The sequence below is a fragment of the Wolbachia endosymbiont (group A) of Campoletis raptor genome, from assembly GCF_964026755.1.
GTDB classification, from domain to species: domain Bacteria; phylum Pseudomonadota; class Alphaproteobacteria; order Rickettsiales; family Anaplasmataceae; genus Wolbachia; species Wolbachia pipientis.
The window spans coordinates 730,497-749,279 of sequence record NZ_OZ034695.1 but is presented as its reverse complement, the minus strand read 5'-3'; the positions used below and the strand labels follow the sequence as shown (position 1 = coordinate 749,279).

Here is an 18,783-nt window from a genome sequence, read left to right as displayed (position 1 = left end):
ATTTCCGTAAAACCGTTGCGGCATGGCAAATATCTCTATAAGATACAAAATAGCGCAAAAAGTAAGAAGCTGGAGGTTAAAAAGAAAATATACCATAAAAGACTTAGCAGACAAAACAGGTATAAACTATCATACTCTGCGAAGATATGAACTAGGGATATGTGGCATTCCAGATGAAGAGTTACAAACAATAGCAGACGCATTATCAGTTAGTTTGAGCGATCTACTTCCTAGACAAAAAGTACTCAGAGAAAATCGTTGTTGTGATAAGACTCAGTGGATGTCCAATTTCATAGAAAAATACACAAAAACAGGGGGACGCAAAGCAATTTATGCATTAACTAAATTTATTCGAGCTGAAGAGGAAAGTGATGTAAAAACAGCAAGAATAAGAATGGCAAAGAATATGCTAAAAGCAGGATTTGCTACTGATATTATCTACCGAGCAACAGGCTTATCAACTGATGAATATGATAATAAAGAGGAAAAGGGTTCTAAGCGTTCAAACAAAAGACAAGGGATGAAAAAGTGGAGGATAATACAAGAATATACTCAAGAGAAATTAGGAAAAGAGCTTGGTGTAGGAGGTCCGCAGATACATTATTATGAACAAGGAAAGAGTACCCTTTTAAGTGAAGTGGCATGTAAAGCAGCAGAAATATTATCAGCAAATGCTGAAGATCTAATGCTTAAATCAACGGAAGAAGACTGTTCTGAAAGTACTGATGGTGAAGGAGAAAAAGAGCTATTAAGTTGGTCGAGAGAGTCTAAAAGAATTAACAATCAAGAATCACGAGATAAACTGGATATATGGGTAGAATTTTTATCCCAAAGAAGGCAAATTTACAAAGAAAAGATTGATAAAGTAGAGTCAATCAAGGTTGCGAATAATCTACTTATACTAGGCGTTTCTATTGATGATATTTCTCAAATAACTGGCTTGACTGCAGAGGAAATTGCGCAACTTATGCTCCCAACAGGATTAAAACTACGGTAGTTTATATAATGTGTTATGATATAAATGAAAATAGTTACATACTTAATACATCTATTTGCCATCTCTGAAAGCTTGCTTATTGTTTGCTGGCTCAACTGAAGCATTTTCTAACTTTCCAGATTCATCTAAAGTTTTGGATTTTCCCGCTAATTTGCGTTGTTTAATAAACTTCTTTAATGTTTTGACTGCGATGAAATTAATACTGAAAACACATGCGGAAGTTATGGCTAATGCTGGAAGAGGAGCTAAATTGAACATCGGCAAAATTGCTATAATAGTGCCAGATGTAAGTAAAAACGCTAACTTCTTGCTTCCTATTATCTTGTTTTTCTTAGCCTTTATTGGGTTTAATTTTTCTTTCAGTTTTGTGAAGCCATTTTTGAATATGTTTCCCCTTTTTGAATTCTTCTCTGCAGGCTTAATTTTTAAACTCTTTATTTTTTCTTTTGCCCATTTATTACTTTTTTTGATGTTTTCTACTTTAGAGACTTTAACCTTATTCTGCCATGAGACCATATTTAGGGATTGTTCTACATTATATGGCAATTTCGGCTTAGCTTCTTGACCCTTAGTGTGTTTTTTGAATGAAACTATATTCTTAAAACTCTTTTTCGTTTTTTTATATAATTTCTTTATCTTGCTTGGCATTTGTACCTAAATCAAGATACGATATTACAGAATTTATCCATCAGTTCCTGATTATCCTCTATCATTGCCTTTGCCTCTTGCTGAAGAGATTTGATATTTTTTGATGTAATATTATCCATGTCAGGTGATGCTATTTTTAATTGTGATTGTATACGTATATATTTATCAGCTATCACTTGATCAAGTTGGTAGTTAACTGCATCTAAACTTGAAGCAAACATCACATGTAGTAGTGGTTTTATCCAACCTATCTTTCCAAATCTCCTTGAATTAGCTATGCTTCTATCTGTTCTGCCAGTACCTATCGATAACAGTAGAATATCATCATTTGGAAATAACCTCTTACCACTTGCATATGCACAAGCAGCTGGATTATTTGCAAATACCCCGCCATCCACTAATACTCTGTCTATCTGATCAACTTTTAAATGTTTTGGTATGAAATAAGTAGGTGCAGCCGTTGTAGCTCTGAGTGCATCTTTTAGCCTGATAAAATTTCTATCTTCTCTCCAGCTCTTAAAAAAGAAAGGACGGTTGTTATGAATATCATAACTGGTAAGCAGTACATTACTTAAAGTGTTTTGTAGAGTATCATCACCAAAATATTTATCCAGTATAAATTCAATATTTTTATGTGGGTATTGTGCACAATTAATCCAAGATAATATTGATCGCCTGAAGAACGAAGACTTGAAAATATATGCTCCGTACTCTTGGTAAAGTTCAACCAAATCATTGGCAGAGTATTGAGGATTTCCTTGTTGATCTTTTTTGCATAACCCTGCTACAACAATTCCACCGGTTGAAGTACCTGCCATAAGATCAAAGATTTCAGCTATCGGTTTCCTTGTCCTTTGCTCTATTTCTGCGAGAATAATGGCTGGTATGATGCCCCTTATGCCTCCGCCGTCAACGGATAAAATGTATTTAATCAATTGTGAATTTAGGTAAAGATGTTAAGATTTAATTTTTCCGCTTAAAACCTGCAATTTAAACTCATCTAATTCTTCAGAAAGATTTTTTACCCTTTCCTCAAGTACTAACACTTTTTCCATTAAACCATATTCAATAAGTTTATCGTGAAATTGTACCCTTGAGTCTAGCTTGGATAACCACCATATCAATGCTACGGTTTGGATTAATATGGTAATAATTACCGTAATTGGGATTTTTTGCTTTTTCATGTGAAAAGATTAATTTGTTATGGATAGTTTTGGAAATTTATATATAGATTATAGAAAACTTACAGCTTTAGTGATTACTTTTTGTTGATTCGTATTGATCCTCTGCTTTAGCAAGTAGCTTAATGATTTCCCTGTAAGGTTTATCTTTGTTGTGCCTTGATTCTATTACAGCTACATCTCGAGGGTTTTTTCCATCTGTATCTCTAGTATTAGGATTAGCACCTCTTGCTAATAAGAACTTAACTATCTCTGAATTGCCTCCGTATGAGGCAGAATGTAATACTGTCCATCCTTTATATCTACCTGTATCATTTATATCAACTCCTTCATTCACTAGAAATTTTACTAATTCTAGACAGTTTCCTTCTGCTGCACAATGTAGCGCTGTTAATCTAGGAACTCGTGTATTAACACTTAATAAATTTTCTACTGAAAACTTTACTACATCTAAGTTACAATTTTGAGAAGCAATGCGTAATATCGTTTTATAATTACCTGCAGCTTTTGCCTTCATGTAGGAATAGGTAGCAATAATACATACTATTACTGCTATAAGCCACCAAAAATGTAGCTTATTTTTTGTATCTTGATCCAATTTATCCATATTCAACATCTTTTTAACATTAAATAGATCATTTACTCATTTTTTATTAACATTACTTACTCAAAGATGCTGACAACATAGTAAGGTAACCTGAGCTATTTAAAGTATGCTCCGCTCTATTAACTATCCATTCACCATCTACTGCTTGATTAAAACCTATAAGATTAAGATGTATGGTCCCAGAGTGTGATGGTGTGGATTTAGTATAAATAATTCTGGAGACTGTGTCCACTGATAACATATAAATTCATAAGGAGTAAGACCCTTAAGAGTTTTGAGTCTCTTTGCATAATTATAAGCCATAACAAAGTTATAAAGGTGTTCTTTAAGTTGCTGGTGCGATTGATAGTAATACTTCTTAACTGTAGCATCCTTTAAAGTTTTATTCATACGCTCGACTTGCCCATTCGTCCAAGGATGGCTAACTTTTGTCAAACGATGTTCAATAACATTCTCTTCGCAAACTCTATCAAATATATGTTGGAAAGCATACTTATGACGCTTCTGGTTTGTAAATTGTATACCGTTATCTGTCAAAATAGTATGGATTTTATACGGTAAAATTCTAATCAAATTACGTAAGAACTCAGCAGCTATGGGTTTTGTAGCACTGTTACACAACTCAACATAGGTAAATTTGGATGTCCTATCAATAGCAACAAACAAATGTAATTTGCCCTCCTCAGTTCTAACTTCAGCAATATCAATATGAAAGTAACCGATAGGATATTGTTTGAATTTCTTTTTTGACTTAACTTCTCCATCAACAGTTGGTAATCTGCTAATGTTGTGTCTTTGTAAACAACGATGCAAGCTAGAGCGAGTCAAATGCGGAATTGTAGACTGCAGAGCGTAAAGGCAATCATCTAGTGGCAGTAGTGTATACTTGCGAAATGTAACTATTATAGCTTCCTCTTCTAGCGTTAAAACAGTTGATCTTGGATGCTTTGGACCCATATCAGCATCTTTCGTAAATGAACGTTTTCTCCACTTAATAATAGTTTTTGGATTAAGGTTATAATGCTTGGAGAGTTTTGCTATGCTCTCTTTTCTATTTTGTATTGCTCTACGAATCGTCTGTGTTGTTTTGGCGCACCCATGTAATATCTGTCCCATAATGACTCCTTAAATGATGATGATAGTATACCATCACTCTCTGGGACCATACATCTAAGTTTAGCTTCTGCAAATAACTCTGGATTACCAGGCATAGTTATATCTAAAGTTTCATTGTTACGCTTCAATTGTTTCAACTTGGCATTTGCTGCGCTCAGCGCTGACTCTGCATTAGAGTAAAGTTCCAGCATAATATAACTTGGCTCGCTACTACCAACTGTTTCTTTAATAGTTTCACCCTTTTCATAGCTATGCCACTTTGCTACTACTGAATTGTATTTATCACGTACGGTAAAATGCACTTTCCAATTAATTGTATCTTGAGGTCTAATATTCGTTGTTCCTAGAGCTTTTCCTGTGGCTGATTTTGCCATATTTTTGGAAATGAATAATATATATCCACCAGCTAATTTTGCCATTGCTTCACGCTCTGTTGCGATCTTTGTTAACAGACTTATATCACTTTCATCTACCTGATTAATGTGGGGTATTAATACATTCTTAAATTCCTCAGCAACTTTATATCCATACCCATGTTTTTGGGCTATTTCTCCAACTAGGTTCTCTATGGTAATTTTGTGCCATTCTTTTGATACTTTTGCTTTCAAAGATATTCTTAAATTTGTTGCATGAGCTTTTATTAGTAGAATTTTAGGTGGGCCTTGTATCGTAACTTCGTTGACTGTATATACACCCATTGGAAAGATTCCCGTTTCCTTATAACCTAGTGCTATGTTTAATTCACTTGGAACTTCTACATTTTCATTGCCATAATCAACACATACCTCTGCGACATCATCTATAGTACCAGATTCATCAGTAATATGCACTGATATTACATGATCTTTTATTCCTTCAATGCTAAATTCAGGTTTCATGACCATACTTTAAAAACAGATTTCTTCAATGGCTCTTTTATTAAAGGCAGTTTAATCCTCAGTCCTGATGGTAAAGAACCACTATACTCTGCAAGACCAGGATTAGCCTCTAAAACTACTTCCACTACTCCTCTAGTTGCTCCATAATGCCTCCAGCAAATTAGATCTATCATCTCTCCTTCCTTACTCCAGTAATATGTTGTCATTTTTAGTTAAATCTCTTCAAACTTAAACTAAACTCAACCTTTTTTGGTAATCCACAAGGAAAAAATGATGTTTGTTTTTTCTCTATCCGTACAATCACAAACCTCCCTAAAACATTACCTAAACTGTCTACTAAAGTATGCGGTTCTTCTGCTTCTTTCATACTTTTTAATTGATTTAAATCATTGAGATTATGAAAATAAATTACTCCTTCTAGGTCTATATTTTCTGCACCTTGGCCAATATTTTGTAATGAAGGTATTTTACCAATACACTCAATAGTACTCCAACGATTTTCTTTACTATACCTTACACTTGTTGGAGAAAGCTTATGTTGACCAAGTGATAGCATTAGTAAATCGGCTCTATTGAATCAAACAGAACGTCACGCGATTTTTCTCTTATTCTTTTTATTACTGCATCAGCAAGACTACGTACATCTTGGTTAGGTTCTGCTTTTATACTTATATTAAATGTAAAAGTTTGATTGAAAATTTTTTGTTCACACTTTTCACAGTCTTTTAAAACTTTCTCTGAATTATCTGCTACAGAACTTTTTTCTGTAATCGCACTAGCACTTTCAATAATATTCATTCCACTAAAAGTATTATTATTCAATAAAGGATTTACTTTACTAAAAACATTATTTTCACTAGTTGTACTGCCTATTTTTGCTTCTACTGGTTTCTCTAATGCTTTTATTGGATTATCATTAAACAATTTTCCTACACCAATCCAATTTTCTATAGGTTTTGTAATTGATTTCCAGATACTTGAGAAAAAGTCCTTCACCTTTTGCCAATTAGCAATTACAAGCGCTGCACCAACTGATAGTCCAGCAATAGCAGCTCCTATAGGATTGGTTAGCGTTAAAGCTTTCAGTCCCATGATTACTGCTGGAATTACTCGCGCTGATAACGAAGTTAATACTGGCAAAAGTGTTCCCTGCAAAATAGCCTTAAAAGTTAGTATTCCACCTCCAACCAATGCAAATGCATAACCAAAACCTACCACTGCAATCTTACCGATAATAAGAGCTGAAATTATGCTCATAACTCCTGTAGTCAAGATTGGACACTTCTCTGCGAACCAAGCTATACCTGTAGATATAGACCTCAAAATCTTACTTATCCAATTTAAAGGAGGTAGCATAACTGACCCTAAGTTCATTCCTAGCTCTGCTATTGTATTTTTAAGTAGCTGCAAATTATTTGCTGTAGTACTTGCACGGTTATTAAATTCCTTTTGCATAGATTTGTTATACTTTTCTTTGTCAGCCACAAAACCTATTGCTTTTTTATATTCTTCCAAACTTCCAACTATCAATGCAATATCATCTTGATATTCTTGACCAAAGAGATTGAGAAGGATTTGTGAACGTTCCTGTCTATCTACTTTTTCTAAAGTTTCAAAAAAATGAAGTAGAGCTTTTTGCCCGTTTTCAGCAACCTTTTGTGACATTTCCTCTGCAGTGATACCTATCGATTCCAATGCTACTTTGAACTCTTTTCCTTGCCCTTCAGCAGTTTGGAGCTTAGAAAGTAAAGCATTTATGGCAGTTCCTGCTTTTGCTGGTTGTTTACCTAAACTAACGAAGGCATTTACTAAACTACTTGTTTCCTTGATATCAAGACCAAATTGTTTTGCAGTACCACCAACTATTGCTAGAGCTTCAACCATATCTTTTGCTTTGGCAGCAGTGTTATCTGATAAGTGATTGATTACATTACCAACGTGTTCCATTTTACTAACATCAATTCCATAAACGTTAGAAAGTTTAGCTATGGAATCACCAGCTTGTTCAGCGGACATATCAAACGCTGTTGCCATTTTAGCTACTGTTGTGGTAAATCCAAGTAGCTTATCTTTGTCGATACCAAGCTGACCACCACTTGCAGCTATTTTTGCTAACTCTGCAGCCGATAATGGTATTGTACGGGATAATTCCTTTAATTTCTGGCCAAATTCTGCGGCTTTTTCATTATGAATTGCATCATTCTCATCAAATTGCACTACTTTTTTAACATCAGCCATAGCACTTTCAAAGTCAATTGCAACTTTAATTGGCGCTGCAAGTGAAAGCCCTAGTCCTATAGTCTCCATTACTTGTGATCTATAATGCGCTTTTTTTGCCAAGGCATTTTGCTGTTTTTGTATCACAGATCCTAGTTTACTGTATTTCCCTTTTAGCACTTCAATAGATGAACCAAGTTTAGTTTGATCCCTCACTAAAGATTTAATATCTTTTCCACTTTTCCTTACTTCTTCATTTAATGTGTGAAGTGCATCTCTCTTTTTAATATAAGCCTCTTTTGCCTTTGATGCCGATGCTTTCAATTTTTCAAATTCATTTTTCAGTGCTTTGCTTGGTTCTTTTTTTTCCTTTTTTTCTTTAGCAATTGCTGTAGCTGATTCTTTTGCTTTCTTCTCTGCTTCCTTCCAATTCTTCATGGCTTCAAGGGCATCATGATTTAATTGCTTAAATTTGGAGACTGATTTCATTGACGAATCAAGCTGTCTTATACTATCACCCAGCTTAGAAAGCTTAGCTGTACTACCTATCATTGTGCTATTAAAGCTACCATCTAATGCAGCACCTATCTTTATTGAAAGCATTGACATTTGTTTGTTACTCCTTTACTTACTTCTAACCATTTTAGAAATTCTTTTATACCCATATTAATAATCTGCTCAATTCCACTTCCTGTTACTGAACTAAGCTTTAAAACATTGAATCTTAAGTCCTCTGTTCTGAAGGCAACAAAAAATCCCTGAGTACCTTTTGTATTTTTACATAGTCTTTGATAAGTAATTTCTCTATTACCTCCCTTGGCATAGATGTTAGGTTAGCAGCTAAAGCTACTTCTTTTCTGGCTTCACCTTCTACACACTCAATAGCCAGCATATCTCCCACTGTAGGCTCACGTATAGATAATTCTGAAACAGAAATACCATCCACTGTTATTGGGTTATTAAGTGTTATAGTTTGCATTATTGTCTCCTTAAAAAAATAAAATTTCAAATAAGTTTTTATATGCCTAAAATCGTTTGCAGCAAGGCCATCTGATCAACACCATTAATCTTGCGAATCATATTTTCAGCATCGATCTCTATTAATTCATTGCTACCTATAGTAAGTTTATAGTAATGGGCAGCTACAGTACACTTCAGCGTTGCTTTTTCAGCAGGTTTCCAGTTACCAAAATCAAACTCTTTAAAAATGCCTCTTAAATTGATTATTACTGCTTCAATATCATTACTACCACTCCCTTGCATTCCACCTCTGAGTGTCAAAGAAACTGAATTCCCATTTATTAGACCAAATAGCCTAAAGAGTTCTGTATCGTATTCAGAAAAAGTGAAATCTGCTTCAAGCTTTTCCATGCCCATATCAATATTTATTGGAATATCCATACCACCAGCTCTGTACTCTTCGGTTTTTATGGTAAGCTTCGGCAAGGTTATTTCATCTATTTTTCCTGCATAACCCCGGCCATCAACAAATACGTTAAAATTTCTCAGTATTTTCGGTAACACTTTGCTTTCTCCTAACTTATTACACTATTATTTACGAGATGAGATTTGAATGTTATTTGCTCAGCCGGATATGGTAGTGTAAATTCGAAATCAAAATATACTTTCCCGCTTGCAATATTTGTTGGTGTATTGAGCTCTGGAGTTGCATAACATTTTCCGCTAATAATCGCTCCTTGTACTTTTAAATTGGCCAAATAAGAATTCACCCCCTCAATCACATCATCTATATAAGTTTTGGTAATATTGCGATCAACTGCCCATAGATGAGCTCTAAGTAGACTGTCATTAATAAGGTCTGCAGTCCTTCTCACTGATAAAAAAGCCCATTTTGAGTCATTTGAACATGTTCTATTTCCCCAAAGCCTATAGCCATTTTGATGAATTATCGTTGTTACTTCATTTTCATTTAAGTGGTTTGCTCTGCAATTTGCATAACCTAAGCTAAAATCAATAGGCCTGCTTGTGCCAACAATACCATTTATCTCTTTATTTGAAGGTGAATGCCAGAAGCCTTGTTCGCTGTCTATTTTAGCTATTAAACCAGCTACAAATGGACTCGATGGCAAGATTTTTTCTTTTCCTTCAATAAATAACTTAATCCATGGGTCAACTACGTAAACTCTTGAGCTGCCTACACTTTTTCTCCATTTTATTGCTTCTTCATCATTAGTATTTGGTCCGTCTGCAACAATAATTGCTCTTAATTTTTCTGCTATGGAAATTAAAGCACTCACTACTGGATTTACTCCATCTATTTCAGGTAACTGATGAGTAAACTGAGGTGCAATTAATATTCTTGGAGCAACATGAACTATACTTTCACTACTGAGGAATGCCTCTATCCCTTGATATTCTCCAGTCTCTTTATCAACTCCACCGATTATACTTTGAATAGTTTCACTTTCTTTGAGCTTCGGATCGCTGTTTTCACTTTCTTTAACTCGAATAACTACTACTGTTGCACCAATCTGGGAAAATATTCCATTTATTGCAGAAGGTAAACTGCCACTCTTTCCGAGCTTTGCTGCTTCCTTTAAGCTTCCTGCAACTAACACTGGTTTATTTAGCGGAAATTTTTGCTCATCTGCTTCAGGTGCAGTACCAATTACACCTATCACTGATGATTTAGCTGTACGTACTGTCTTTGCTCCTGAGGTTACCTCAATAACATTTACGCCATGTAAAAATTCTTCAGCCATTTCTTTATATTTTTTTCCTGAAATCATCTAGCAAAGTCTGTAGCTCATTTTCACTTTTGGCTTCTGCAATTTTCTTCTTGGTAATGTCTTCCAACTCTTCACATTTAATTATTTCTTTTACTGCTTTTTTTACTTTTTCTTCAATTATTCTTGCCATTTCAATAACTGTAATACCACGGACTTTTGCTAATGGCTCTATAATTGCCGTATCCTTTGCATTCATAGATTCTGGTGCTGCTAGAATGCTTTTTGCGGCTTCCGCTTGAATCTCATAAGATTTAGCTTTTTGGTGAGAATGACCTGCATATTGGTGAGTATGATTATCATAATAGAAACGCATACTATCAAATGCACAAAGCTTCGCATTATCCAGTAACTCCTTTTGTATATCTTCTTTAGTACGCTGAGCAATTTTTCCTCCTTCTGTTAAACAATAGCTTTTTTGCCAATCAAAATCTTCTGGTGCTTCATACCAATCATTTTCAGTTGGCTTGCTTTCAAGTGTTGTTGTTTCTACTTGTTTATCATTTTCAAATCTAATGTAGATAGACATTGTTTGTTACCTCCAAATCTCATACGTGTTAGATAATCCTGGACATTGCCAACCCCTGAGCGTCCTTTCCACATCTACCTCAAGCCCTGTGGTGAGAAAATTGCTACGTATGTTATAAATCCCCCACTGAATAAATTGACCATAGTTGTGTACATAATTTGATGCAAGCATACCTTGACTAACTTGTGTTCTGGAATACAGATAAGATGATGTGTAAAGTAATATTGCAACTGTTTTTCCTGCTGGAATCTCCACATTACCAGATCCGGCTAACTTGCTATCAGAACTCGTGTATTGGTAAACATTTTTCCATACTATTTTTGAAATACTTGATTTATTAGAATTAGTGTTATCAGGAGTTCCCACAAATAATCCTGCTCCCCCATACTCCTTACTCGAATACGATGATCCAACAAATTCCATTGTCTTATTTATGTTCACATTGGTTGTATTTTTTACAAATACTACTCCAAGTGCAGCATACGGGTAATAGTATATCTCATCATAACTACCCGAAAAACTTTTTGTGCATAACTCTCCGTAAATAAATGTTCCTTTACTTCCCTCTATAAAACTTAGTTGTCTTGGCCGATAAAAACTAACGTAATCTGTATTGTACGTATGGCTACCTGCTAGTAGTTGTAACATATAGTCAGTTTTTGTTATATCACTACTCCACTTTCCAAGCTCTGTCGTAAAAGTTCCGTGGCCAAAATAATTATTTTTTCTGCCAAGTACACCAAATAAGAAAGGTAATGACCCTGGTTCAACCATGTTGCGCTTTCTTATTTCATTTATAAGAGACACTTTTAACTGTTCATCCCGAGTTTTTACCTCATTTATCAGGGATGTTTTTAATTGGTTATCACGAGTTTCCATTTCCCCAATAATTGATGAGCCAGATGGTACATTATTAACAGTACGAAAATCTTCTACTAAACCTTTAAGACCATCTTTATGACTATTACTAATGCTATTTATTGCTGCAATATTGGCATTCTTTCTCGTATCAAGTAGCGATAAATTTGTTGTTCCTTTTTCATCAATTCTCTTTAATAACTGCTTCTCTGATTCAGAGATCACTGCTAAAGAACTAGCTTTTTTATTATCCAGATCAGTTAAGTGTTTTTTTGCACTATCAAGAAGTTCTTTTAGCTTACCATCAGTCATCTGTACAATTTCAGAAACTGCACTTTTGTCGACTATTGATTCCAATGCTTTAGCAAGATATGCTAATTGATCTGGTGTACTGTTTGCTGCTAAATCCTTAAGCCTCTTTTGTAGTGCATCAATTATCTCTTTTACCTCAGTCATCTGCACAATGTCAGCAATAGCTTTTTTATCTGCTATCAACTCCAGCGATTTTGCGAGATATGCGAGTTGATCAGGGGTAGCATTTACAGATAGATCTTTCAGTCTCTGATGTAATGCATAAACTACTTCTTTGGCGATAGTCATCTGTTATTACTCCAAAAATTCAAAAAATTCTCAAAATTCAGTCGTTCAAATGCTTTTTGAAGATCGTTGTATTTACTTTCCCTCTCACTCATATCTTCATCTATTTTTTCTACCGCTTTGCGAATACGTACCACATCTTGCACAGCAATATTCTCTGGATGTGGTAAAGGATATCCGCGCCTTGTTTTATCATTTGGCATTTTTCTTATGTTATAACAATCCGCAAGTTTTTTACCTTTGGCCGATAGATAACCGTACCACTTAAAACCAATTTTATCCTTGTTTCATTGCCATTAAAGTTTGTCAGCACATGAGTTCTCTCTACCCAATTTTCTCCAATTGGTTTTCCTGATGTTAAATTTACTAATTGCCAATCCACATTTTTTTGCACATATGCTTTTACATCTGCAGTGCCAGGTATTAGCGCATCATACGTTATGGTAATTTTAGTGTTAGCTCCTGCTGTAATACTTCTTGTAACATAATCTCCAGACTCTAAAAGATTACCTAGAACTAGCTGTAACCCTGGATATAGCACTGGACTTTTTTCTTTTGACCCTTTTAAATTTGCCTTTACTGTTAACTCTCCAGATAGTCTTTCACGCAGCGCGAGCGGCAAGTTATCAGATAGAAAATTTTCTTTTCCTTCTTCATCTGTCAGAATAAATTCTACATTGGTATCAAATGCTACTTTTTCGACGTTCGTCAAAACAATTAAATCTGAAGTATTGGTTGCTGTAACTTTGCCAAGATCAATAACATGAGAATTTTCGCTAAATTTTGCAGCTAGTAGTCGAAACGTTAAATCTAAATTTTGATGTGGAGTCCAGGTGCTTGCATTGCTTGATGACAGTAATACTCCTACTTGATATGGCTGGCTTGTTACCCAACAGCTATTTACTGCATCATATTTGCCAAGTTCTGCTATTTTTACTGCAGTACCAGGATCATCAGTAAGCAGTACTATTGCATACTCCTCTCCTGCATGGCAAAACACTGGCGACCATTCTATACGTGTTGCTGTGCCATCTACTTTTATATCTTTCGGCTCAATATAGCTTTCAGCAATAACAGTCTGCGATGGCATTCCCACTGCTGTTTCTCTAATCTGCACAACAACACGTTTTTTGCCTTTATTTATAAACCATAACTCTAGACCTCCTATGTGCCTACTCTCATTTAAAGTAAATGTTTGCGCTAAAGGATCAATTCTTCTTGCTGCGATAACTCTTCTTCTCTCTTCTATGGTAATAGTTTTTTTACCAGTGTACGTTGCTTCTCCATAGCTTCCTTTATCACCATAAAACTGTACTAATTTAGTACCTGCTGGAATATTTGCTGGGATTTTTATTTTTCCACTTATTTGTCCTTGATTGTTAACTATTAACATATTTTTATGCTATAGGTTGAATAATTATTCCGTCAAATTTTATCTCTTTAAGCTTCTCACTTGGCTCAAAACCTTCAATTTCAAAATTCTGTACTGCTTCTCTCATAAATTCAGTTTCGTATGAAGTACTTGACAGCAGCTCTGTCGTTTCTTTAACATTAAATACTCTTGTTACTGGACTTTTCCAATTCGTGGTAACCTCTGTCCAGTGGTCAATGTTTTTATTTAGAGTAATTTCTGCCGGGACTGGATCAAAAGCTTGATACGGATTAATCTTTTCTCCTTTAGTCTGTAAAAGCTGCTCCAGTACCGGTTCAAGTTTATAAGGCAAAAGATATCTTTCCCCACCTTTTTCAATATCTGCAACTTCTACATCTATTGGCAGAACTAGCTCTCTATTTACTATTGCTGCAGACTGTGAAACTCCTTGATCACGCATATCATCGTCAAAAAACGAATCAACAAATACTCCTTTTTTCGTGGTTGGCTCTCTTGAATTTGCATCACTACGTAGACGTTCCTGTGCAACAAGAGCATAAAGATCATTTATTCCTTTTTTCATTGCTTCAAGCTCATTCATCGGTACAGCATGAATAGCATTATTCACTATTTTTACCCCTTCGCCTTTTTTCCACGTCTGATGAATGTAGCAAAGCAAAAGTTGTCCACTAGGCGCTCTAGGCATTGATGGTCGCCAAGGGTGAGCTATGCCTTTTATTCTTCTTACTACTCCTTTGCTATCGATAGTAATTAAATCAAAGCGTGGCATTTTCCAGGTATAATCTATCAAAACCAAGCTGTTATCAACTGCTCCTTTTACTTTACACCCCTTTTCACTTATATCTTCAGGGCTTACGTGGGTACGGCAACGATAAGTTATTTGATAACTACTTCCAGGTGCAGGTTCTTTGCCAGGTAACGACCAATCAACATTTCCTGCGTTTAGTTTATAATCTACACTATTTTCATAAATAACATTGCCTTGTTTAATTTGAATAATCTCAAGTACTGCAGAGTCAGGTATTGGATCAACAGCTCCTGAGTATGAACCATGAGTAACGGTAATGGTTTTTTGAACAGTTATATCTACTTTTTTAATTTCACTTATTGGAAAATCATTAACTTTAAGTTCCATTACTCTTTGGCTATTTGGCTGAAAAGTATGTGGTTCTGATTCAACTGCTTTTATATCTGGATCTTCATCAAAAGAAACACGAATACTGTGAGGTAGCTCAATCTCATAGCCATCAACATGAGCTTTGCCCTCATTAATCACAAATATTTTTTTCCTCCTTCTCCCTCTTCCTTTTGCAGGAACATTACTTCAAGACCATTTACGACATAGGAACCATTTGCTTCTTTGTCATAACGAGCAAGAGCAGTAGTTACTATATTTGCTTGTGGTGGCGGTGAATGTTCTATCAATACTCCATTTTCAATGTTATAAATTGGATAAAATTCTCCTGAAGCATTAGTAGTCACACCCTCAGCTTGATAACTCCAAGTGGTGGAAACTTTAAGCCTTGCAGCCCCTACTTCTTGATAGTTACGTGTACCAACAGCAGGATCACGAAGGTTTTCATCCTCAAGTTCTGTAATGGTAGATTCTACGTAATAAACACCTATACGCACTGTGGTACTCAGTGGAATAACAAACTCTTCTTTTTCAACTTTTCTAACCGCTCCACGAAGATAGATTTTTCCTGATTCAAGCGTAACTTTACCAGTTTCTCTATCTATAATACAATTGCTTCCTATTATAACATCACCATCACGAAATATTGCATCGCCTATGCCTTTAAGCTTAGAGAGAGCATACTCCTGAGTCTCGTTTAATTCTGCAGATTGCAAACCTCTTCCAGCAAGAAACAAGCTTTTTTCGTATTCTTTGTCAGGATTAAAGCGGTTATAATAGGCGTTTAAAGTCATTTTATGCTAGAAAAATTCAAAAAGTTACAACAAATGAAAAAGTCTCTCTTGTGGCAGATGTTCTGATAAGTGGTACAGTGTGTTCTAAAACTAACAAAATTCCAGGATTTTCCACGTCTTTTGGCTCAAAATATCTCTGTCCTATAGGTTTTACTTTAGTACCAACCATAACCCCGAGTTCCCTTATCACTTGATTTGCTGCATCCGTGAAATCGAAAGTAAATTTGAGATAGAGATTATTAGTTGGTACATTAGAGGGTTTAAACCTACCTGTAGGAGTAACAAGCTCTCCATTCTCATCACCTATGCAGAATAGCACTTCATCTGCAGTACGTCTGCCAAGTTCATTAAAGAGCTTTATAGAATTTATAGGTTCAGGTGGTGTGCTTTCAGTATACTCTACAGTAACTTTATCACTTACTGAAATAGAGCTATTTTCCGTACGTTTAATTACACCAGTACTGCTATCAACTATATAATCTATACCTGGTTTATAAACTGTTGAATTCTGAAAAACCTTCACATCTTTGACTGGGTGGTGATCTAAGTTTATTTTGCCATCAATGGTGAAAAAATTTTCTACTTTATGACTACTTTCCCAGCCCGTATCACCATTACCCCAAGCAAGATGTATAACTTGCTCTTTTATGCTGGCTGCTATTGCTGCTCGACCCGATTGTGTGAGTATTGACATTTGAAAGTTTTGTTCCTGTATTATATATATTCACCAAAATCATAAAAACTGTTCAGTTTTTTTACTAAAAATTTTGGTTGACTAATTTTTAATCTACATTTAAAAACAACAAATTTGCTTTTAGGTATGAAGGGGTTTTATCCTAGCAGGGAGTTTTGGGAAAGCAGCTTAGAAATTCCTTTCTCTCCACTATTTAAGGATTTTCAAAATCCAAGTTTACGTGAAATTTGGCTTAATTCTCTTTCTGGTAGGCAATTAAGTGTTATTTTTAACCATTATTTTCAAAATAAACAAAATAGGCAATTATTTAAAGACCACGAAAAACGCGATGATATTTCAACTCAGCAAAAGCGTAAAATGCTTACTAAAATTTCTGAATCTCTGTTTGATTATTACTTAGTCAATCGTTTTAGTCGTGCAAAATCAGAGGCAACTATAGCTGAAGTAGCACGGTCTGTACTAAGCCAAGATTTTCTGAAGTCATTTCTGTTGCAAAACAATAAATACGATAAAAAGTCCTTGTTGTTTACTCTCTTTATAACTAATCATAACTTGCTGAGACAAATTTTCTGCTTTAATCAAGTACAAAAAAAGGTTTTTTACCTTTCATATTAAAAAATCCTCCAAGACAAAAGGCCACTTCATTTAAGGATTTTTTATCAGAAAGTACAATACAGGAAATATTAAAACAGCATGATCTCTCGGAAAATGATAGTTTTGAAAGTCAGTTTCAAGAACTCTTTTACTACCAAAATAGTATTTACTTATTTATACGACGTGCTAGTAAGGATGAAGATTTATTGATCAGTTTAAATAAGGTAATACACGGTCATAAACCTAGTAGAATTATCATTGATTTTGCTTTAAACGCTAACCAAGTAAACTTATCTATTCAAAGCTTTGATCAAGGATTAAAAATAGCAAATAGAATAGTAATCTGTTATTTTCAGCGAGAATGTTCATTTACTAACATGCGCCACCAAAATACAGCAGCACAAGTGAGGACTTTTTTGCATGACTGTGTAAAACAACATGTACCTGATATTCACCTATTTGAATTGAAATTTGGTCCATCTAAATCTAAAACTCATCTTACGTTAAACACAGATAATATTGAAGAGTGGTTGCAGAAAATAGAGCCTTCGGTTGGTAGTGTGCTACATGATGTTTCTCTTGTTCAGCATATCAAAGTATTGTTCAAAAGTAAAAAAGTTACTTTATCCTTTCAGACAGACACGCAATGCGCAAATTATATAGAAATTGATTACTCATACCAATTCCCATTACAGGGCAAACAGATGGACAATGATGGAAGAAAAGCCATACTGAAGTAAGTAAAATAGCGAGGTTTAAATGGCATTAAGATCAAAATTATTGGATGAAAAAGTAGTAGAATCAGCAAAAGAAATGCTGAAGAAAGTAAGGAATAATGCATATGTTTCAAAAAAACTAAATGCTGTAATTGCAGCAAAAAAGTACAGTATAACGGCTGTAGCAAAAATATATTGCATTTCAAGAAGCGCACTAACTTCGTGGGTAAAACTCTTGAAAATTGGCAGAGAAGAAAAACTGTTTGCTCCTTCACAACGTCGTAGAAAAACTAAATTAAATCAGGCTCAACTACAGCAAATTGAAGAGTGGATAGAAGAAAATCCTAATATCACCATTAAAGAAATGAGAATAAGAATCCAGGAAAAGTTCGGATTAAATATCAGCAAATCTACAGTACACCGCCATATGCAAAAGATGAAATTCTCATATATTACACCAAGACCAGTTCATAATGGACAAGATAAAAGCAAACAAGAGGAATTCAAAAAAAAATCTCAATGGAGCTATTAGCAAGTATCCAGAAAAAGAGCTATTTTTCTTTGATGAATCACGGTTTGGCACACATTCAAAAGTTGGACATGGGTGGTTTAAAAAGGGGATTAGAACACAGGTTAAAACAAAATTAGGTAGGCAAAATTTCTATCTCTATAGTGCAGTTAATCCTAGAAATGGAGAGAGTTCTAGCTTATTTGCACCAAATGTCAACACTGATTGCATGAACATATTTCTTGAGCAAATTTCGCAATATCTAGAAACACGAGAGGCTTTTCTCGTTATGGACTGTGCTAGTTGGCATAGGTCAAAAAATTTAAAGGTACCTAAAAATATCGACATTATATACCTACCTCCATACTCACCTGAGCTAAATCCTGTTGAGAGGCTTTGGTTATATATAAAACAGAACATTTTGCGCAATAAAATATACGATACAATTGCTCTACTTGAGGGTGCTTTGTGCAAATTTATTACTTCTCTTGCCAGCTCCACAATTAAACAACTCTGCAATGTTTCCTATTTGACTGGACAACAATGAGAATTGGTATAAGAGGTTGTCCGGAAA

Annotated in this window: 21 protein-coding genes and 2 pseudogenes; 4 read left to right on the top strand and 19 right to left on the bottom strand. The window is 34.9% G+C overall.

What is annotated here, in order from left to right; translation table 11 throughout:
• Positions 1 to 22: 22 nt before the first annotated feature.
• Entirely contained in the window at positions 23 to 997 is a 975-nt protein-coding gene (locus tag AAGD74_RS03880) for a helix-turn-helix domain-containing protein (RefSeq protein ID WP_338977065.1), read from the top strand.
• A 51-nt stretch (positions 998 to 1,048) separates the two neighbouring features.
• On the opposite strand, the gene AAGD74_RS03875 is transcribed toward AAGD74_RS03880, so the two are convergent.
• The 19 genes and pseudogenes from AAGD74_RS03875 to AAGD74_RS03785 form a co-directional block, all read right to left on the bottom strand.
• A complete protein-coding gene (locus AAGD74_RS03875) occupies positions 1,049 to 1,543 on the bottom strand; it encodes a hypothetical protein (protein WP_341810529.1) in 495 nt (164 codons plus the stop codon).
• A 113-nt stretch (positions 1,544 to 1,656) separates the two neighbouring features.
• A complete protein-coding gene (locus AAGD74_RS03870) occupies positions 1,657 to 2,580 on the bottom strand; it encodes a patatin-like phospholipase family protein (RefSeq protein ID WP_338977070.1) in 924 nt (307 codons plus the stop codon).
• A 21-nt stretch (positions 2,581 to 2,601) separates the two neighbouring features.
• A complete protein-coding gene (locus AAGD74_RS03865; protein ID WP_172758512.1) occupies positions 2,602 to 2,829 on the bottom strand; it encodes a hypothetical protein in 228 nt (75 codons plus the stop codon).
• A 67-nt stretch (positions 2,830 to 2,896) separates the two neighbouring features.
• Positions 2,897 to 3,433, bottom strand: a complete 537-nt coding sequence (locus AAGD74_RS03860) for an ankyrin repeat domain-containing protein (protein ID WP_338977072.1) — start codon at positions 3,431 to 3,433, stop codon at positions 2,897 to 2,899.
• 52 nt (positions 3,434 to 3,485) lie between these two features.
• Positions 3,486 to 3,602 (bottom strand): annotated as a pseudogene (locus tag AAGD74_RS03855) (phage tail protein); the annotation flags it as partial.
• Complete coding sequence (locus tag AAGD74_RS03850; RefSeq protein WP_341810528.1) at positions 3,590 to 4,549, bottom strand: IS481 family transposase; 960 nt, start codon at positions 4,547 to 4,549, stop codon at positions 3,590 to 3,592. The gene AAGD74_RS03850 and the pseudogene AAGD74_RS03855, both read right to left, overlap by 13 nt.
• Positions 4,471 to 5,427 (bottom strand): phage tail protein, encoded by a 957-nt coding sequence (locus AAGD74_RS03845; RefSeq protein ID WP_341810527.1) that lies wholly within the window; start codon positions 5,425 to 5,427, stop codon positions 4,471 to 4,473. The genes AAGD74_RS03850 and AAGD74_RS03845 overlap by 79 nt, the downstream gene beginning before the upstream one ends.
• Positions 5,424 to 5,633: a tail protein X gene (locus AAGD74_RS03840; RefSeq protein ID WP_338977078.1), complete on the bottom strand. Its 210-nt coding sequence runs from the start codon at positions 5,631 to 5,633 to the stop codon at positions 5,424 to 5,426. The genes AAGD74_RS03845 and AAGD74_RS03840 overlap by 4 nt, the downstream gene beginning before the upstream one ends.
• A 2-nt stretch (positions 5,634 to 5,635) precedes the next feature.
• The gene (locus AAGD74_RS03835; RefSeq protein ID WP_338977080.1) at positions 5,636 to 5,983 is read right to left on the bottom strand and encodes a phage tail protein; all 348 of its coding nucleotides are present in this window, start codon (positions 5,981 to 5,983) and stop codon (positions 5,636 to 5,638) included.
• Positions 5,983 to 8,253 carry a phage tail tape measure protein gene (locus AAGD74_RS03830; RefSeq protein ID WP_338977083.1) on the bottom strand — a complete coding sequence of 757 codons (2,271 nt, stop codon included), beginning with the start codon at positions 8,251 to 8,253 and terminating at the stop codon, positions 5,983 to 5,985. Before AAGD74_RS03830 ends, AAGD74_RS03835 begins: the two co-directional genes overlap by 1 nt.
• A gap of 115 nt (positions 8,254 to 8,368) precedes the next feature.
• Positions 8,369 to 8,623 (bottom strand): phage tail assembly protein, encoded by a 255-nt coding sequence (locus AAGD74_RS03825; RefSeq protein ID WP_338977086.1) that lies wholly within the window; start codon positions 8,621 to 8,623, stop codon positions 8,369 to 8,371.
• 38 nt (positions 8,624 to 8,661) lie between these two features.
• Entirely contained in the window at positions 8,662 to 9,168 is a 507-nt protein-coding gene (locus AAGD74_RS03820) for a phage major tail tube protein (protein ID WP_338977089.1), read from the bottom strand.
• Positions 9,169 to 9,179: 11 nt separating this feature from the next.
• The gene (locus tag AAGD74_RS03815) at positions 9,180 to 10,367 is read right to left on the bottom strand and encodes a phage tail sheath subtilisin-like domain-containing protein (protein ID WP_174515985.1); all 1,188 of its coding nucleotides are present in this window, start codon (positions 10,365 to 10,367) and stop codon (positions 9,180 to 9,182) included.
• 4 nt (positions 10,368 to 10,371) lie between these two features.
• Complete coding sequence (locus AAGD74_RS03810; RefSeq protein ID WP_338977092.1) at positions 10,372 to 10,920, bottom strand: hypothetical protein; 549 nt, start codon at positions 10,918 to 10,920, stop codon at positions 10,372 to 10,374.
• 6 nt (positions 10,921 to 10,926) lie between these two features.
• Positions 10,927 to 12,378: a hypothetical protein gene (locus AAGD74_RS03805; RefSeq protein WP_338977095.1), complete on the bottom strand. Its 1,452-nt coding sequence runs from the start codon at positions 12,376 to 12,378 to the stop codon at positions 10,927 to 10,929.
• Positions 12,375 to 12,578, bottom strand: a complete 204-nt coding sequence (locus tag AAGD74_RS03800; protein ID WP_338977096.1) for a hypothetical protein — start codon at positions 12,576 to 12,578, stop codon at positions 12,375 to 12,377. The genes AAGD74_RS03805 and AAGD74_RS03800 overlap by 4 nt, the downstream gene beginning before the upstream one ends.
• Positions 12,579 to 12,583: 5 nt before the next feature.
• On the bottom strand, positions 12,584 to 13,768 hold the full coding sequence (locus AAGD74_RS03795) for a hypothetical protein (protein WP_341810526.1): 1,185 nt from the start codon (positions 13,766 to 13,768) through the stop codon (positions 12,584 to 12,586).
• Between the two features lie 4 nt (positions 13,769 to 13,772).
• A pseudogene (locus AAGD74_RS03790) lies at positions 13,773 to 15,697 on the bottom strand (DUF4815 domain-containing protein).
• Between the two features lie 16 nt (positions 15,698 to 15,713).
• Entirely contained in the window at positions 15,714 to 16,391 is a 678-nt protein-coding gene (locus AAGD74_RS03785) for a hypothetical protein (protein WP_155968648.1), read from the bottom strand.
• 126 nt (positions 16,392 to 16,517) lie between these two features.
• Between AAGD74_RS03785 and AAGD74_RS03780 the strand changes: the two genes are divergently transcribed.
• The 3 genes from AAGD74_RS03780 (at position 16,518) to AAGD74_RS03770 (ending at position 18,756) form a co-directional block, all read left to right on the top strand.
• A complete protein-coding gene (locus AAGD74_RS03780; RefSeq protein WP_338977117.1) occupies positions 16,518 to 17,006 on the top strand; it encodes a hypothetical protein in 489 nt (162 codons plus the stop codon).
• Between the two features lie 185 nt (positions 17,007 to 17,191).
• Positions 17,192 to 17,725: a hypothetical protein gene (locus AAGD74_RS03775; RefSeq protein ID WP_341810525.1), complete on the top strand. Its 534-nt coding sequence runs from the start codon at positions 17,192 to 17,194 to the stop codon at positions 17,723 to 17,725.
• Between the two features lie 19 nt (positions 17,726 to 17,744).
• Positions 17,745 to 18,756, top strand: a protein-coding gene (locus AAGD74_RS03770) for an IS630 family transposase (protein ID WP_265029767.1) whose coding sequence is annotated in 2 segments (ribosomal slippage) — positions 17,745 to 18,206 and positions 18,208 to 18,756 — 1,011 coding nt in all. Because the reading frame shifts where the segments join, the coding sequence is not laid out codon by codon here.
• Positions 18,757 to 18,783: the final 27 nt, after the last annotated feature.

Coding starts and splice junctions, on each gene's coding strand:
- AAGD74_RS03845 (WP_341810527.1), bottom strand. CDS start 5,427: ATGAAACCTGAATTTAGCATTGAAGGAATAAAAGATCATGTAATATCA.
- AAGD74_RS03815 (WP_174515985.1), bottom strand. CDS start 10,367: ATGGCTGAAGAATTTTTACATGGCGTAAATGTTATTGAGGTAACCTCA.
- AAGD74_RS03880 (WP_338977065.1), top strand. CDS start 23: ATGGCAAATATCTCTATAAGATACAAAATAGCGCAAAAAGTAAGAAGC.
- AAGD74_RS03780 (WP_338977117.1), top strand. CDS start 16,518: ATGAAGGGGTTTTATCCTAGCAGGGAGTTTTGGGAAAGCAGCTTAGAA.
- AAGD74_RS03850 (WP_341810528.1), bottom strand. CDS start 4,549: ATGGGACAGATATTACATGGGTGCGCCAAAACAACACAGACGATTCGT.
- AAGD74_RS03860 (WP_338977072.1), bottom strand. CDS start 3,433: ATGGATAAATTGGATCAAGATACAAAAAATAAGCTACATTTTTGGTGG.
- AAGD74_RS03805 (WP_338977095.1), bottom strand. CDS start 12,378: ATGACTATCGCCAAAGAAGTAGTTTATGCATTACATCAGAGACTGAAA.
- AAGD74_RS03800 (WP_338977096.1), bottom strand. CDS start 12,578: ATGCCAAATGATAAAACAAGGCGCGGATATCCTTTACCACATCCAGAG.
- AAGD74_RS03865 (WP_172758512.1), bottom strand. CDS start 2,829: ATGAAAAAGCAAAAAATCCCAATTACGGTAATTATTACCATATTAATC.
- AAGD74_RS03835 (WP_338977080.1), bottom strand. CDS start 5,983: ATGCTATCACTTGGTCAACATAAGCTTTCTCCAACAAGTGTAAGGTAT.
- AAGD74_RS03785 (WP_155968648.1), bottom strand. CDS start 16,391: ATGTCAATACTCACACAATCGGGTCGAGCAGCAATAGCAGCCAGCATA.
- AAGD74_RS03830 (WP_338977083.1), bottom strand. CDS start 8,253: ATGTCAATGCTTTCAATAAAGATAGGTGCTGCATTAGATGGTAGCTTT.
- AAGD74_RS03825 (WP_338977086.1), bottom strand. CDS start 8,623: ATGCAAACTATAACACTTAATAACCCAATAACAGTGGATGGTATTTCT.
- AAGD74_RS03795 (WP_341810526.1), bottom strand. CDS start 13,768: ATGTTAATAGTTAACAATCAAGGACAAATAAGTGGAAAAATAAAAATC.
- AAGD74_RS03810 (WP_338977092.1), bottom strand. CDS start 10,920: ATGTCTATCTACATTAGATTTGAAAATGATAAACAAGTAGAAACAACA.
- AAGD74_RS03840 (WP_338977078.1), bottom strand. CDS start 5,633: ATGACAACATATTACTGGAGTAAGGAAGGAGAGATGATAGATCTAATT.